Here is a 14907-nt window from a genome sequence, read left to right as displayed (position 1 = left end):
AGAATGCCGACATGTCTTCCGTGCCTTATAGCACTGTGCCCGCGGTACGCCCGCTGACGCGCAGCGATTACAAAACCCTGTCTCTCTCCGCTCTCGGTGGTGCACTGGAGTTCTACGACTTCATCATCTTCGTGTTCTTCGCCACGGTGGTGGGCGGGCTGTTCTTCCCCGCCGACATGCCCGACTGGCTGCGCCAGATCCAGACCTTCGGCATCTTCGCCGCCGGCTACCTGGCCCGCCCGCTCGGCGGCATCGTCATGGCGCATTTCGGCGACCTGCTGGGGCGCAAGAAGATGTTCACCCTGAGCATCTTCATGATGGCCGTGCCGACCTTGCTGATGGGCCTGCTGCCGACCTACGAGCAGATTGGCATCCTCGCGCCGCTGGCGCTGCTCCTGCTGCGCGTCATCCAGGGCGCGGCCATCGGTGGTGAAGTGCCGGGCGCCTGGGTGTTCGTCGCCGAGCACGTGCCGGATCGCCATGTCGGCTATGCCTGCGGCACCCTGACCTCCGGTCTGACCTTCGGCATCCTCCTCGGTTCGCTGATGGCGACGCTGATCAACACCCTGTACACCCCGGCCGAGGTGAAGGAGTGGGCCTGGCGCGTACCGTTCCTGGTTGGCGGCGTGTTCGGCCTGTTTTCCGTGTACCTGCGCCGCTGGCTGCACGAGACGCCGGTGTTCGCCGAGTTGCAGCAGCGCAAGGCGCTGGCCGACGAGATCCCGCTGAAGACCGTGGTACGCGGCCACGGCAGCGCAGTCGTGGTGTCGATGCTGCTGACCTGGGTGCTCTCGGCGGGCATCGTGGTGGTGATCCTGATGACGCCCACGGTGCTGCAATCGCCGTTCTACGGCTTCGATGCCGCTACCGCGCTGAAGGCCAACAGCCTGGCGATCCTGTGCCTGACCGTGGGCTGCATCGCTTCCGGGGCCCTGGCCGACCGTTTCGGCGCCGGGCGTGTCTTCGTCGTCGGCGGCTTGCTGCTGGGGCTCAGCGCCTGGAGTTTCTACACCAGCGTCAACGTGCATCGCGAGTGGCTGTTCCCGCTGTATGCGTTGACCGGCCTGTTCGTCGGCACCATCGGCGCGGTGCCGTTCGTGATGGTCAAGGCCTTCCCGGCGGCGGTGCGCTTCACCGGCCTGTCGTTCTCCTACAACCTGGCCTATGCCATCTTCGGCGGGCTGACGCCGATGGTGGTGTCGCTGCTGATGAAGTGGGACCCGCTCGGCCCTGCCTATTACGTTGGCTTGTTGTGCGGGGTGGCGGTTCTGGTGGGCGTCTATCTGCGTGCCGGGAGTCGTTGACGGTGGCCTGACTGGGCAGGGTCCTCACTGATTACGGGTGTTGAAACGGCGTCGATGGCGGCGATCCGGCTCCGGCCGGGTGTAGTGGCAATTCATCTAACTGTCACATTGGGGTCATAGAGTGTTCATACGGCCTGTCGATACTGGCCCCCGATCCAAACCAACACTCACTCCTCCCAGGAGCAAGGCATGAAACTGAAGCGTTTGATGGCGGCCATGACTTTCGTCGCCGCTGGCGTCGCCACCGCCAGTGCGGTTGCTGCTGTCGATCCGGCCATCCCGGCCTACGAAAAGACTTCCGGTGTATCGGGTAACCTGTCCAGCGTCGGTTCCGACTCCCTGGCCAACCTGATGACCCTGTGGGCCGAGGGCTACAAGCACCTCTACCCGAACGTGAACATCCAGATCCAGGCCGCCGGCTCCTCCACCGCGCCGCCCGCCCTGACCGAAGGCACTGCCAACCTCGGCCCGATGTCCCGTTCCATGAAGGACAGCGAACTGCAAGCCTTCGAGCAGAAGTACGGCTACAAGCCGACCGCCGTGCCGGTCGCCATCGACGCCCTGGCCGTGTTCGTGCACAAGGACAACCCGATCAAGCAACTGACCATTGCCCAGGTCGACGCCATCTTCTCCAGCACCCGTCTGTGCGGCGAAGCCAAGGATGCCAAGACCTGGGGCGACCTGGGCCTGACCGGCGAGTGGGCGGCCAAGCCTGTCCAGCTGTTCGGTCGTAACTCGGTATCCGGCACCTACGGCTACTTCAAGGAAGAAGCCCTGTGCAAAGGCGACTTCAAGGCCAACGTCAACGAGCAGCCGGGTTCGGCCTCGGTGGTCCAGTCGATCTCCAGCACCGTCAACGCCATCGGTTACTCGGGCATCGGCTACCGCACCGCCAGCGTGCGCGCCGTTCCCCTGGTCAACAAGAAGGGCGAAGTCGAAGAAGCCAACGAAACCAACGCGCTGTCGGGCAAATACCCGCTGGCCCGCTTCTTCTACATCTACGTGAACAAGGCGCCGAACAAGCCGCTGGACCCGCTGGAAGCCGAGTTCGTGAAGATGATCCTGTCCAAGCAGGGCCAGGAAGTCGTGGTCAAGGACGGCTACATCCCGCTGCCTAACAAGGTAGTCGAGAAGACTCGCCAGGACCTGGGCCTCTAAGAGAACCTGGATGATGCGCGCCCGCTGCTTCCATGGAGGCGGCGGGCGTCGTCGCGCCAACGCGCTGTAATGTTTCTGTCACACAAGATCGTTAGATTCCTGCTCACTTTCCCGGGGCGCGAGACACTCGTGTCCGGAGAACCCGCATGAACGACCTGGCCAACGCTCCCATGAACGCTCCTTCGAACAGCAGCCAACGGCTGGATTTCAACACCCCGGCGCTGAAGCGCAAGCGACGCGTACGCGCGTTCAAGGACCGCCTGACACGTTGGTACGTGTCGATCGGCGGGCTCGCGGTACTGGGTGCGATTACCCTGATTTTCTTCTACCTGGCCCACGTGGTCATGCCGATCTTCTCCGGCGCCGACCTGACTGCCCGCGATGCGCAGCAGCCGGCCTGGCTCGCGGGGCAGAGCGAAGCCCTGCTGCTCGCCGTCGAGGAGCAGAACCAGGTCGCCATGCGCCTGGGCGACAACGGCCAGGTACAGTTCTTCACCCTCAAGGATGGCAATGCGCTGAGCAGCGTCGCCCTGCCCTTGCCCGCCGGCGCGAAGATCGCCTCGGTCGGCCAGGACCAGCCCGGCAGCCGCCGCGTGGTGCTGGGCCTGTCCAACGGCCAGGCACTGGTGTTCCAGCACGACTACAAGGTCACCTACCCGGACAACGTCAAGACCATCAACCCGACGCTGGTCTATCCGTTCGGCGACAAGCCGCTGACCCTCGACGAGCAGGGCCGCCCGCTCGAGCACGTGGCGCTCAGCGAGAACGGCGACACCGTGATGGTCAGTGCTTCCACCGGTGCTGAGCTGCATCTGTTGTCGATCAGCCGCGAAGAAAACCTGATGACCGGCGAGGTCAGCCTCGACGAGACGCGCATCGCCCTGCCGCAGATCGCCGAGCCGATCAAGGCCATGGTCATCGACCCACGCCAGCAGTGGTTGTACGTGATCAACGGCAAGGCCACCGCCGACGTTTTCGACCTGCGCGGCAAAACCCTCAATGGCCGCTACAAACTGCTCGACGGCGACGCCGAGGTCAGCGCGGTCAGCCCGCTGCTGGGCGGCATTTCGCTGATGGTCGGTGACAGCAAGGGCGGCATCGCCCAGTGGTTCATGGTCCGTGATGACGACGGTAAGGCGGTGTTGACGCGCATCCGTGGCTTCAACCTGGATGCCGGCAGCGCCATTACCCAGATTCTCCCGGAGGAGCGGCGCAAGGGTTTCCTGGCCCTGGACGACAAAGGCGTCCTCGGTATCTTCCACAGCACCGCCGGCCGTACCCTGCTGACCCAGCAGGTCGCCGATGGCGTCGCGGTTGGCGCCCTGTCGCCGCGCGCCAACCGCGTGCTGGTCGAGTCCAACGGCAAGCTGCAGCGCTTCGTGATCGACAACCCGCACCCGGAAATCTCCTGGAGCTCGTTGTGGGGCAAGGTCTGGTACGAGAGCTACGACCAGCCGAAATACGTCTGGCAATCGACCTCGGCCAACACCGACTTCGAACCCAAGCTGAGCCTCGCGCCGCTGACCTTCGGCACCCTGAAAGCCGCGTTCTACGCCATGCTCCTGGCCGCTCCGCTGGCCATCTGCGCGGCGATCTACACCGCCTACTTCATGGCCCCGGCGATGCGCCGCAAGGTCAAGCCGGTGATCGAACTGATGGAAGCGCTGCCGACGGTGATCCTCGGTTTCTTCGCCGGCCTGTTCCTCGCGCCCTATGTCGAAGGCCACCTGCCGGGCATCTTCAGCCTGCTGCTGCTGACGCCGGTCGGCATCCTGGTCGCCGCGTTCGCCTGGAGCCGCCTGCCCGAGAAGATCCGCCTGATGATCCCGGATGGCTGGGAAGCGGCGCTGCTGATCCCGGTGATCCTGCTGGTCGGCGCCTTCTCGCTGGGCATGAGCGGCCACATGGAGAACCTGTTCTTCGGTGGCGACATGCGCGGCTGGCTGGCCAATGACCTGGGCATCGCCTTCGACCAGCGCAACGCCCTGGTGGTCGGCCTGGCCATGGGCTTCGCGGTGATCCCGAACATCTTCTCGATCGCCGAAGACGCCGTGTTCAGTGTGCCGAAGAGCCTCACCTTCGGCTCCCTGGCCCTCGGCGCCACGCCGTGGCAGACCCTGACCCGGGTGGTGATCCTGACCGCCAGCCCGGGCATCTTCTCGGCGCTGATGATCGGCATGGGCCGCGCGGTGGGCGAGACCATGATCGTGCTGATGGCCACCGGCAACACGCCGATCATGGACATCAACATCTTCGAGGGCCTGCGCACCCTGGCCGCCAACGTGGCGGTGGAAATGCCCGAGTCGGAAGTCGGTAGCAGCCACTACCGCGTGCTGTTCCTGGCCGCGCTGGTGCTGCTGTCCTTCACCTTCGTGATGAACACGCTGGCGGAGATGATCCGTACTCGCCTGCGCAAGAAATACGCGTCGCTCTAAGGGTAGCTATCCGTGAAACAGCAGAATTTGAAATCCTGGTTCAAGAGTGGCTCGCCCTGGGTCTGGATGACCGGCGGTGGCGTGTCCATTGCAGTGATCATGACCGTCGGCCTGCTGGCGGTGATCGCCAGCCGTGGCCTGGCGCACTTCTGGCCGGCCGACGTGATCGAGGCGACCTATCAGGTGCCTGGCGAAGAGTCGCGCACCCTGGCGGGAGAATTGGTCGAGGAGGAGCAGGTGCCACGCGCACGCCTCGCCGCCGCCGGCCTGCCGGTCGACGTCAATGGCGGCGAGTTCATGACCCGCGAGCTGATGAAGGTCGGCAACCGCGAGTTCGGCTCCGACTTCAGCTGGATCGTCGCCGAATGGGCGAGCAACCCGCGCACGCCGAAGAACCTGGTGGTCATGGAGCGCCGCGAGTGGGGCAACTTCTACGGCTACCTGGCCAGCGTCAAGGAAAGCGGGCGCGTGGTCGCCAGCGGCGATGGCGCCTGGAATGAGTTGCAGCAGCGCATCGCCCGCGTCGATGGCCTGTACACGCAGATCCAGGACCTGCAGAAGAAGGACATCGGTGGCATCAACCATGGCCTGGAGCGCCTGCGTCTGGAGCGGCGCAAGCTGGAACTGGGCAAGCGCCTGGATGCCGCCGCCGAAGCCGACCTGGCTGCCCGTCGCGCCGAGCTGGATGCCGAGTACAAGGTGCTGGAGGCCAGGCTGGCCGAGCTGAACGGTGCGTTCAACCGCGACAGCGTGACCCTGCGCACCGTCGACGGACGCGAGGTCGAGGTCAGCCTGGGCAAGGTGGTGCGGGCCTTCCAGCCGAACGCCATGTCGACGCCGCAGAAACTCAGCTTCTACTTCGCCAAGCTGTGGGAGTTCGTCAGCGACGAGCCGCGCGAGGCGAACACCGAGGGCGGTATCTTCCCGGCCATCTTCGGCACCGTGATGATGACCCTGATCATGGCGGTGATCGTCACCCCGTTCGGCGTGCTCGCGGCGATCTACCTGCGCGAATACGCCAAGCAGGGCCCGGTGACGCGCCTGATCCGTATCGCGGTCAACAACCTGGCTGGCGTCCCGGCGATCGTCTACGGCGTGTTCGGCCTGGGCTTCTTCGTCTACGTGCTGGGCGGCTCGCTCGACCGCATGTTCTTCCCCGAGTCGTTCCCGGCGCCGACCTTCGGTACCCCCGGCCTGATGTGGGCCTCGCTGACCCTGGCGCTGCTCGCCGTGCCGGTGGTGATCGTCGCCACCGAGGAAGGCCTGGCGCGCATCCCGCGGGCGCTGCGCGAAGGTTCCCTGGCGCTCGGTGCGACCAAGGCCGAGACCCTGTGGAAAGTGGTGTTGCCGATGGCCAGCCCGGCGATGATGACCGGCTTGATCCTCGCCGTGGCGCGTGCCGCCGGCGAAGTGGCGCCGCTGATGCTGGTCGGCGTGGTCAAGCTGGCCCCGGCGCTGCCGGTGGATGGCAACTACCCCTACCTGCACCTCGACCAGAAGATCATGCACCTGGGCTTCCACATCTACGACGTCGGCTTCCAGAGCCCCAACGTCGAGGCCGCCCGACCGCTGGTGTACGCCACCGCGTTGCTGCTGGTGCTGGTGATCGCCCTGTTGAACCTCAGTGCGGTCTACATCCGCAATCACCTGCGCGAGAAGTACAAGGCGCTGGACCATTAACAGCAGTTGCAAGCCGCGAGCCGCACGCAAGGCGGCTCCGGCTTGTAGCACGTAGCTTGCAGCCTGCCGCTGCGAACGGAGTGAGCATATGCAACACGAAACCCCTACCCACGGCATCGACTTCGCTGCCCTGGGCCGCGAGAAGCAGGGCCTGAACCTGGCGCACGAAACCGTTGCGCTGCAGGTGCCCGGCCTGAACCTGTACTACGGCGAGAAGCAGGCGCTGTTCGACGTTACGATGAACATCCCCAAGCAGCGCGTGACCGCCTTCATCGGCCCGTCCGGCTGCGGCAAGTCGACCCTGCTACGCACCTTCAACCGCATGAACGACCTGGTCGACGGTTGTCGCGTGGACGGCCAGATCCTGCTCGACGGCGACGACATCTACCGCAAGGGCGTGGAAGTCGCCGAGCTGCGCCGCCGTGTCGGCATGGTGTTCCAGAAGCCCAACCCGTTCCCCAAGAGCATCTACGAGAACGTGGTCTACGGCCTGCGCATCCAGGGCGTGAACCAGAAGCGCGTGCTCGACGAGACCGTCGAGTGGGCGCTGAAGAGCGCCGCCCTGTGGGATGAGGTCAAAGACCGCCTGCACGACTCCGCCCTCGGCCTCTCCGGTGGTCAGCAGCAGCGCCTGGTGATCGCCCGCACCGTGGCCGTGCAGCCGGAAGTGCTGCTGCTCGACGAGCCCTGCTCGGCCCTCGACCCGATCTCCACGCTCAAGGTCGAAGAGCTGATCTACGAGCTGAAGAGCAAGTACACCATCGTCATCGTCACCCACAACATGCAGCAGGCGGCGCGCGTCTCCGACTACACCGCGTTCATGTACATGGGCAAGCTGATCGAGTTCGGTGATACCGACACGCTGTTCACCAACCCGGCCAAGAAGCAGACCGAGGACTACATCACCGGTCGCTACGGCTAGCCCTCTGGCCATGTGAAATCGCGCTGGGCGTTGTCGGCGCCGCTTGCCGTACTTGTTGTACTGTCTGCGCGGCGCCTCCTAGCCCAGCGCGGTTTCCCAAAGGCCAGAACGATCAACTTCAAAACCTAATTCGCTTCGCAAGGGCTCGACCATGATCAACAAAGACAGCCTCACTCATCACATCTCCCAGCAGTTCAACGCCGAGCTGGAGGAAGTGCGCAGTCACCTCCTGGCGATGGGCGGCCTGGTCGAGAAGCAGGTCAACGATGCGGTCACCGCGCTGATGGACGCCGATTCCGGCCTGGCCCAGCAGGTGCGCGACATCGATGACCAGATCAACCAGATGGAGCGCAACATCGACGAGGAATGCGTGCGCATTCTCGCCCGTCGCCAGCCGGCCGCTTCCGATCTGCGCCTGATCATCAGCATCTCCAAGTCGGTGATCGACCTGGAGCGCATCGGCGACGAGTCGACCAAGATCGCCAAGCGCGCCATCGAATTGTGCGAAGACGGCACCGCCCCGCGCGGCTATGTCGAAGTTCGCCACATCGGCGACCAGGTACGAAAAATGGTCCAGGAGGCGCTGGACGCCTTCGCCCGTTTCGACGCCGACCTGGCCCTGGCCGTGGCCCAGTACGACAAGACCGTCGACCGCGAATACAAGACCGCCCTGCGCGAGCTGGTCACCTACATGATGGAAGACCCGCGCTCGATTACCCGCGTGCTGAGCATCATCTGGGTCCTGCGTTCGCTGGAGCGCATCGGCGACCACGCGCGCAACATCGCCGAGCTGGTGATCTACCTGGTGCGCGGCACCGATGTCCGGCACATAGGCCTGGCGCGGATGACGGAAGAAGTGCAGGGCGGCGCCAAGGAATAAGCGCCGGCAAGGGGGCTGGGCGCTTGCGCAATTGCCTCGCTCCAGCCTCACGCTTGCCAGCGCTGTTATCGTCGCTTTGATTGCGGCTATGCTAGTCGGCATTCGTGCAGGAGCGGTCGATGAGCAAAGTCAGTGTGCTGGTGGTGGATGACGCAACCTTCATCCGGGATCTGGTTAAAAAAGGGCTGCGTGACAATTTTCCGGGGATTCAGATCGAGGAAGCGATCAATGGACGCAAGGCCCAGCAGTTGCTGATGCGCCAGCCGGCCGACCTGATCCTGTGCGACTGGGAAATGCCGGAAATGTCCGGTCTCGAGCTGCTCAGCTGGTGCCGCGAGCAGGACAACCTGAAGACCACCCCGTTCATCATGGTGACCAGCCGTGGCGACAAGGAAAACGTGGTGCAGGCCATCCAGGCCGGGGTTTCCGACTATATCGGCAAGCCATTCTCCAACGATCAACTGGTCACCAAGGTCAAGAAAGCCCTGCATCGCTCCGGCAAGCTGGCGCAACTGACCGCAGCCGCCGCGCCGAAAATGCTCAGCAGCGGCGCCTTCGCCAACGACTCGCTGGCGGCCCTGACCGGCGGCAAGGCCGAGGTCATCAAGCCCTCTGCCCCGGCTGCCGCGGCTCGTCCGGCGCACGCGCCTGCTCCGACGAGCGAGAAGTCGGCTGCTGCGGCCAACCCCGGCAGCGGTCGTGGTCAAGGGCAACTGCGCTTGCCCGGCGGCGCCATGGCCTGCGTGATCAAGGCCCTGAGCCTCAAGGAGGCCTTGCTGGTGGTCAAGCGTGGCGAGCTGGTGCCCCAAGTGCTGGAAAGCGCGGTGCTCGACCTGGAACAGGGCGAGGCCTCGGAAACCGCCCGGCTCAACGGCTACCTGCATGCGGTTGCGGCCTTCGAGCCGAAGCCGGATGCCGAGTGGCTGCAACTGACCTTCAAATTCGTCGACCGCGATCCGCAGAAGCTCGACTACCTGTCGCGCCTGATCGCCCGTGGCACCGCGCAAAAGCATTTCTCGCCCGGTGCCTGAACCACGCCTAAAGCGCTATCAGCCGAACGCCTCCATTGCACCGTTGCGCAATATGTCGATAATGCGACTTCTTATCATTTGATCGGTCGCCGCATCGGCAAGGATTGCGCATGTCCTCCTCTTCCGACCCTGCAATCGGCAGGTTGTACGTCGAGCATCACCGCTGGCTGCAGGGCTGGCTGCAGGCCCGGTTGAACAACTCGGCCGATGCCGCCGACCTGGCCCAGGACACCTTCGTGCGTCTTTTGCAGCGCCGCGTCGAGGCGCTGGTCGAGCCACGCGCCTACCTGCGTACCGTGGCGCGTGGGCTGGTGATCGACCTCTGGCGTCGTCGCGACATCGAACGTGCCTGGCTGGAAACCATTGCCCGGTTGCCGGAGGCGGAGGCGCCATCGCCGGAGACCGGCCTGCTGGTGATCGAGTCGCTGATGGCCATCGACCGCCTGCTCGACGAGTTGCCGGCGGCGGTGCGCGAGGCCTTCCTGCTCGCCCAACTGGAGGGCATGACCTGCCCGAAGATCGCCGAGCGCCTGGGAGTGTCCCTGTCCACGGTCGAGCGCCATATCGCCAAGGCGCTGCGCCACTGCTATCGGCTGACCTTCGAGTCGCCAGCGTGACTGGCATCGCGTTGCCGAGCCTGCCGGCGGAGGTGGTCGACCAGGCCATCGACTGGTCGATCAAGCTCACCTACAACAGGGCCGATGCCTCGACCATGACCGCCTTCGACGCCTGGCTGGCCAGCCACGAGCAGCACCGCCAGGCCTGGGAGCGGGTGCAGAGCCTGGGTGGGCGCTTCGCCGGCATGCCCGCCGAGCTGGCCTTGCAGACCCTGGAGAAACTCCCGGAGGCGCGCTTGCGCCGGCGCCAGATGATCAAGCTGCTGAGCCTGTTCGCCGCTGTCGGTGTGGGCGGCATGGGGGCCCGTGAAGTGACGCCCTGGCAGCGACTGCTGGCCGACCACAGCACCCAGGTTGGCGAGCGCGGCCGCTGGACCCTGATCGACGGCAGTGTGCTCGACCTGAACACCGACAGTGCCGTCGTCCTGCGCTTCGATGAGTCGCAACGCGAAGTCGAGCTGCTGCGTGGCGAACTGCACCTGATCAGCGGCGCCGATGCTGGCAGTCCCGGCAAGCGCCCGTTGCGGGTGGCTACCGCGTTCGGCCTGTTCGAGGCGCTGGGCACCCGCTTCAGCGTGCGTCTCGATCAGCACGGTTGTCGCCTGGGTGTCAGCGAAGGCGCGGTGCGCCTGACGCCGCGTGACGGCACGGCGAGGGTCGCCCAGGCGGGAGAAAGCTGGTCGCTGTCAGCCCGCGAGGCGACGCGAGGCACGGCTACGCCACAGGAGGTCGCGGCCTGGCGCGACGGCCTGCTGGTCGCCCGCGACATGCCGCTGGCCGAGGTGCTCGCCGAGCTGGGGCGCTACCGGCACGGCCACATTGGCTGCGATCCGCAGATATCCACCCGCCCCATCAGCGGCAATTTCAATCTCACGGACATCGACGCCACCCTCGACTTCCTGGCCCAGGCCCATGGCCTGCGCCTGAACTACCTGACGCGGTATTGGTTGCGAGTCAGCGTTTAGTGGCTGGGGCGAACCGCAGTCTGGGGGCAGCTTTGAGGCAGGAGCGGACACTTACGTTCACCGTCATGCCCGCGCAGGCGGGAATCCAAAAGCGCTTTTTTTGGGCTCCCGCCTGCGCGGGAGTGACGGCGAAACACACCGAGTAATGACGTCCGCTCCTGCCTCACTCCCGCCAGAACGGCTTGTCCAGCTCGGTATGCCGATCCGCCAGGCTGATGCCGACGTCGGCCAGGTGCTGTTCGCTGAGTTCGGCCAACTGCCGGCGCGTGCGGGCGCGCTGGTGCCAGGTCAGCAGCAGGGCGAACAGGCGTAGTGGGCGGGACGCTTTGAAGGGGGTCTGGGTCGAGGCGTTGCGGGCAGGTGCGAAGGTGCGTTCCATGACACGGTCCTTGCCGCTCGCTGGCGGCATCGGTGGCTGATTAGGCCGCTCATGGTCTGCTTTTCGCGGGCGAAGGGTCAGTCACAGCGAAGTAGGATTGTGCCGGCTCAATCGCGCCGTTTTCGCAACTGTTCCACTGTCTGGCGCGTGCAATTGTTCAGCCCACAATGAAAAAGCCCGGCGCGAGGCCGGGCTGTTCGAGGATGAGGCGATCAGTCGACGGCCTTGAGCATGTCCTCGATGACCTTCTTGGCGTCGCCGAACACCATCATGGTCTTGTCCAGGTAGAACAGTTCGTTGTCCAGGCCGGCATAGCCGCTGGCCATCGAGCGCTTGTTGACGATGATGGTCTTGGCCTTGAACGCTTCGAGGATCGGCATGCCGGCGATGGGCGACTTGGGATCGTTCTTCGCCGCCGGGTTGACCACGTCGTTGGCGCCGAGCACCAGCACCACGTCGGCCTGGCCGAACTCGGCGTTGATGTCCTCCATCTCGAACACTTGCTCGTAGGGCACCTCGGCCTCGGCCAGCAGCACGTTCATGTGCCCCGGCATGCGCCCGGCCACCGGGTGGATGGCGTACTTCACGGTCACGCCGCGATGGGTCAGCTTCTCCGCCAGTTCCATCAGCGCGTGCTGGGCGCGGGCCACCGCCAGGCCGTAGCCGGGCACGATGATCACGCTGTCGGCGTTGCCGAGCAGGAAGGCCGCGTCATCCGGCGAACCGGACTTGACCGGGCGCTGCTCCTGGCTGCCGCCGCTCGGGCCGGTGTCTGTCGCGCCGCCGAAGCCGCCGAGGATGACGTTGAAGAACGAGCGGTTCATCGCCTTGCACATGATGTAGGAGAGGATCGCGCCGCTCGAACCGACCAGCGAACCGGCGATGATCAGCATCGAGTTGTTCAGCGAGAAGCCAATGCCGGCCGCCGCCCAGCCCGAGTAGCTGTTGAGCATCGATACCACCACCGGCATGTCGGCGCCGCCGATGGGGATGATGATCAGCACGCCGATGACGAAGGCCAGCGCCACCAGCACGGCGAACGCGGTGAGGTTGCCGGTGAAGGTGAAGTACAGGCCCAGGCCGAGGATGGCCAGGCCAATCAGCAGGTTGAACAGGTGTTGGCCGGCGAACTGCACCGGCGCGCCCTGGAACAGGCGGAACTTGTATTTTCCCGACAGCTTGCCAAAGGCGATCACCGAACCGGAGAAGGTGATCGCGCCGATGGCCGCGCCGAGGAACAGCTCCAGGCGATTGCCGGCAGGAATCGAGTCGCCGAGGCTGGCGACGATGCCCAGCGACTGCGGCTCGACCACCGCGGCGATGGCGATGAACACCGCGGCCAGGCCGATCATGCTGTGCATGAAGGCGACCAGCTCGGGCATCTTGGTCATCTCGACGCGCTTGGCCATGATCGAGCCGGCGCTGCCGCCGACCAGCAGGCCGACGATCACGTAGCCGATGCCTTGCACCGCCAGTTCGCTGCCGAGCTTGTAGATCAGGCCGACGGTGGTGAGCACGGCGATGGTCATGCCGATCATGCCGAAGGCGTTGCCGCGACGTGAGGTGGTCGGGTGCGACAGGCCCTTGAGGGCCTGGATGAAACACACCGAGGCGACAAGATAGAGAAGGGTGATCAGGTTCATGCTCATCAGTGCTTCTCCGCCTGCGCCTTGGGCGCCTTCTTCTTGAACATTTCCAGCATGCGCCGGGTGACCAGGAAGCCACCGAACACGTTGACTGCGGCCAGGGCCACGGCCAGGGTGCCCATGGCCTTGCCCAGCGGGGTGACGGTCAGCGCGGCGGCGAGCATGGCGCCGACGATGACGATGGCGGAAATGGCGTTGGTCACGGCCATCAGCGGGGTATGCAGGGCCGGGGTGACGTTCCAGACCACGTGGTAGCCGACGTAGATGGCCAGCACGAAGATGATCAGGTTGTAGATGCCGTCGGAAATCAGATCCATCGGGGTGATCCTTTTCTAGATTGTTTTCCCCTCTCCGCCTGGGAGAAGGAGGCCATCACTTGTTGACGCGCACGATCTCGCCGCCCTTGCACATCAGGCAGGCGGCGACGATGTCGTCTTCCAGGTCGAGGTGGAAGGCGCCGTCCTTGTCGATCACCAGCTTGAGGAAATCGAGCAGGTTGCGCGCATACAGGGCCGAGGCGTCGGCAGCGGCCAAGGCCGGCAGGTTGCCATGGCCGACCAGGGTCACGCCGTGCTTGACCACCACCTGGTCCAGCTCGGTCAGCGGGCAGTTGCCGCCCTGGATCGCCGCCAGGTCGATGACCACCGAGCCGGGTTTCATCTCGGCGACGGTGGCCTCGTGCAGCAGCGTGGGTGCCTTGCGGCCGGGAATCAGGGCGGTGGTGATGACGATGTCGGCCTGCTTGGCCCGTTCGTGCACGGCCTTGGCCTGGCGCTCCATCCACGACGCGGGCATCGGCCGCGCATAGCCGCCGACGCCCTCGGCGCATTCGCGTTCCTCGTCGGTCTCGAACGGCACGTCGACGAACTTGGCGCCGAGGGACTCGATCTGCTCCTTCACCGCCGGGCGTACGTCCGAGGCCTCGATCACCGCGCCCAGGCGCTTGGCCGTGGCGATGGCCTGCAGGCCGGCGACGCCGGCACCGAGGATCAGCACGCGGGCGGCTTTCACGGTGCCGGCGGCGGTCATCAGCATGGGCATGAAGCGTGGGTAGTGGTTGGCCGCCAGCATCACCGCCTTGTAGCCGGCGATGTTGGCCTGGGAGCTCAAGACGTCCAGGCTCTGCGCGCGGGATGTACGCGGCGCGGCCTCCAGGGCGAAGGCGGTGACGCCGGCGCCGTTGAGGCGGGCGATGGTCTCGTTGCTGAACGGGTTGAGCATGCCGACCAGCACGGCGCCGGCCTTGATCAGTGCCAGTTCGGCATCGCTGGGCGCGACCACCTTGAGCACCAGTTCGGCGCCGAATGCGCCGGCACTGTCGCCAATGCTCGCGCCAGCGGCTTCATAGGCACTGTCGGGAATGCTGGCAGCGATGCCAGCGCCGCTCTGCACCGTGACCGTGTGGCCCTGGCCGATCAGCTTCTTGATGGTTTCCGGCGTGGCGGCTACGCGCGTCTCGCCTGCATGGCTTTCTAACGGAACACCCATGTGCACGTGTCGTTCTCCTGCGTGATCTTTCTGTAGTAACCAGCGCACTGCATTGGCACGCGGGTGAAGGGCAAATCAGCACATCCATCCCGATCCGAGGTCGGGCCGCGCATTGTGCAGAAATCAGGCAGACCCATTCAATAAGTTATGGAGTAAAAATTTACTATTACTACAGGGAATGGATTCATTACTGTTTTTCATACTGTAAGGGTCCAGGCATGGCGCGGTTTTTAGAGGAAATACAAAACGAAATGTCCGATTTTTGATTTACATCGTTTTTGGGAAATTTTCCCGAAGCGTTTTTTTGATTGTTTGTAGTTATGTTTTTATTCCACTACATTAATTTTTCCTGTGCCCAGGCAAACCAATTCGCTGCCGCGTTGCCGAACCAGCCAAGCCTTT

13 protein-coding genes are annotated in these 14907 nt (G+C 64.7%); 9 read left to right on the top strand and 4 right to left on the bottom strand.

Annotation, left to right across the window (positions count from 1 at the left end; genetic code table 11):
* Positions 1–11 precede the first annotated feature (11 nt).
* The 9 genes from ACSZPK_RS02125 to ACSZPK_RS02085 all read left to right on the top strand — a co-directional run bounded on the left by ACSZPK_RS02125 (position 12) and on the right by ACSZPK_RS02085 (position 10992).
* A complete protein-coding gene (locus tag ACSZPK_RS02125; RefSeq protein WP_437879739.1) occupies positions 12–1304 on the top strand; it encodes an MFS transporter in 1293 nt (430 codons plus the stop codon).
* 189 nt (positions 1305–1493) lie between these two features.
* Positions 1494–2462: a PstS family phosphate ABC transporter substrate-binding protein gene (locus tag ACSZPK_RS02120; protein ID WP_437879738.1), complete on the top strand. Its 969-nt coding sequence runs from the start codon at positions 1494–1496 to the stop codon at positions 2460–2462.
* 458 nt (positions 2463–2920) lie between these two features.
* Positions 2921–4897 carry an ABC transporter permease subunit gene (locus ACSZPK_RS02115; protein WP_437880263.1) on the top strand — a complete coding sequence of 659 codons (1977 nt, stop codon included), beginning with the start codon at positions 2921–2923 and terminating at the stop codon, positions 4895–4897.
* A 66-nt stretch (positions 4898–4963) separates the two neighbouring features.
* A complete protein-coding gene (pstA, locus tag ACSZPK_RS02110) occupies positions 4964–6577 on the top strand; it encodes a phosphate ABC transporter permease PstA (RefSeq protein ID WP_437880262.1) in 1614 nt (537 codons plus the stop codon).
* 88 nt (positions 6578–6665) lie between these two features.
* The gene (gene pstB, locus ACSZPK_RS02105) at positions 6666–7499 is read left to right on the top strand and encodes a phosphate ABC transporter ATP-binding protein PstB (protein ID WP_437879737.1); all 834 of its coding nucleotides are present in this window, start codon (positions 6666–6668) and stop codon (positions 7497–7499) included.
* A gap of 151 nt (positions 7500–7650) precedes the next feature.
* A complete protein-coding gene (phoU, locus tag ACSZPK_RS02100; protein ID WP_437879736.1) occupies positions 7651–8379 on the top strand; it encodes a phosphate signaling complex protein PhoU in 729 nt (242 codons plus the stop codon).
* 119 nt (positions 8380–8498) lie between these two features.
* Positions 8499–9410, top strand: a complete 912-nt coding sequence (locus ACSZPK_RS02095) for a response regulator (protein ID WP_437879735.1) — start codon at positions 8499–8501, stop codon at positions 9408–9410.
* 110 nt (positions 9411–9520) lie between these two features.
* Positions 9521–10027, top strand: coding sequence for a sigma-70 family RNA polymerase sigma factor (locus ACSZPK_RS02090; RefSeq protein ID WP_437879734.1), 507 nt, complete (start codon positions 9521–9523; stop codon positions 10025–10027).
* On the top strand, positions 10024–10992 hold the full coding sequence (locus tag ACSZPK_RS02085) for a FecR domain-containing protein (protein WP_437879733.1): 969 nt from the start codon (positions 10024–10026) through the stop codon (positions 10990–10992). The genes ACSZPK_RS02090 and ACSZPK_RS02085 overlap by 4 nt, the downstream gene beginning before the upstream one ends.
* Before the next feature lie 163 nt (positions 10993–11155).
* Here the strand turns inward: ACSZPK_RS02085 and ACSZPK_RS02080 are convergent, their stop codons facing one another.
* From ACSZPK_RS02080 to ACSZPK_RS02065, 4 genes are all read right to left on the bottom strand, one after another.
* Positions 11156–11371 (bottom strand): DUF1127 domain-containing protein, encoded by a 216-nt coding sequence (locus ACSZPK_RS02080; protein ID WP_437879732.1) that lies wholly within the window; start codon positions 11369–11371, stop codon positions 11156–11158.
* Between the two features lie 212 nt (positions 11372–11583).
* Positions 11584–13020 (bottom strand): NAD(P)(+) transhydrogenase (Re/Si-specific) subunit beta, encoded by a 1437-nt coding sequence (locus tag ACSZPK_RS02075; RefSeq protein ID WP_437879731.1) that lies wholly within the window; start codon positions 13018–13020, stop codon positions 11584–11586.
* Positions 13020–13334, bottom strand: coding sequence for an NAD(P) transhydrogenase subunit alpha (locus ACSZPK_RS02070; protein WP_016490057.1), 315 nt, complete (start codon positions 13332–13334; stop codon positions 13020–13022). The genes ACSZPK_RS02075 and ACSZPK_RS02070 overlap by 1 nt, the downstream gene beginning before the upstream one ends.
* A 55-nt stretch (positions 13335–13389) precedes the next feature.
* Positions 13390–14511, bottom strand: a complete 1122-nt coding sequence (locus ACSZPK_RS02065; protein WP_437879730.1) for a Re/Si-specific NAD(P)(+) transhydrogenase subunit alpha — start codon at positions 14509–14511, stop codon at positions 13390–13392.
* Positions 14512–14907: the final 396 nt, after the last annotated feature.

The organism is Pseudomonas sp. LRF_L74 (assembly GCF_965644255.1).
Taxonomy (GTDB): Bacteria; Pseudomonadota; Gammaproteobacteria; order Pseudomonadales; family Pseudomonadaceae; genus Aquipseudomonas.
The sequence above is the reverse complement of the archived record's forward strand: the minus strand, read 5'-3'. Positions and strand labels throughout refer to the sequence as shown.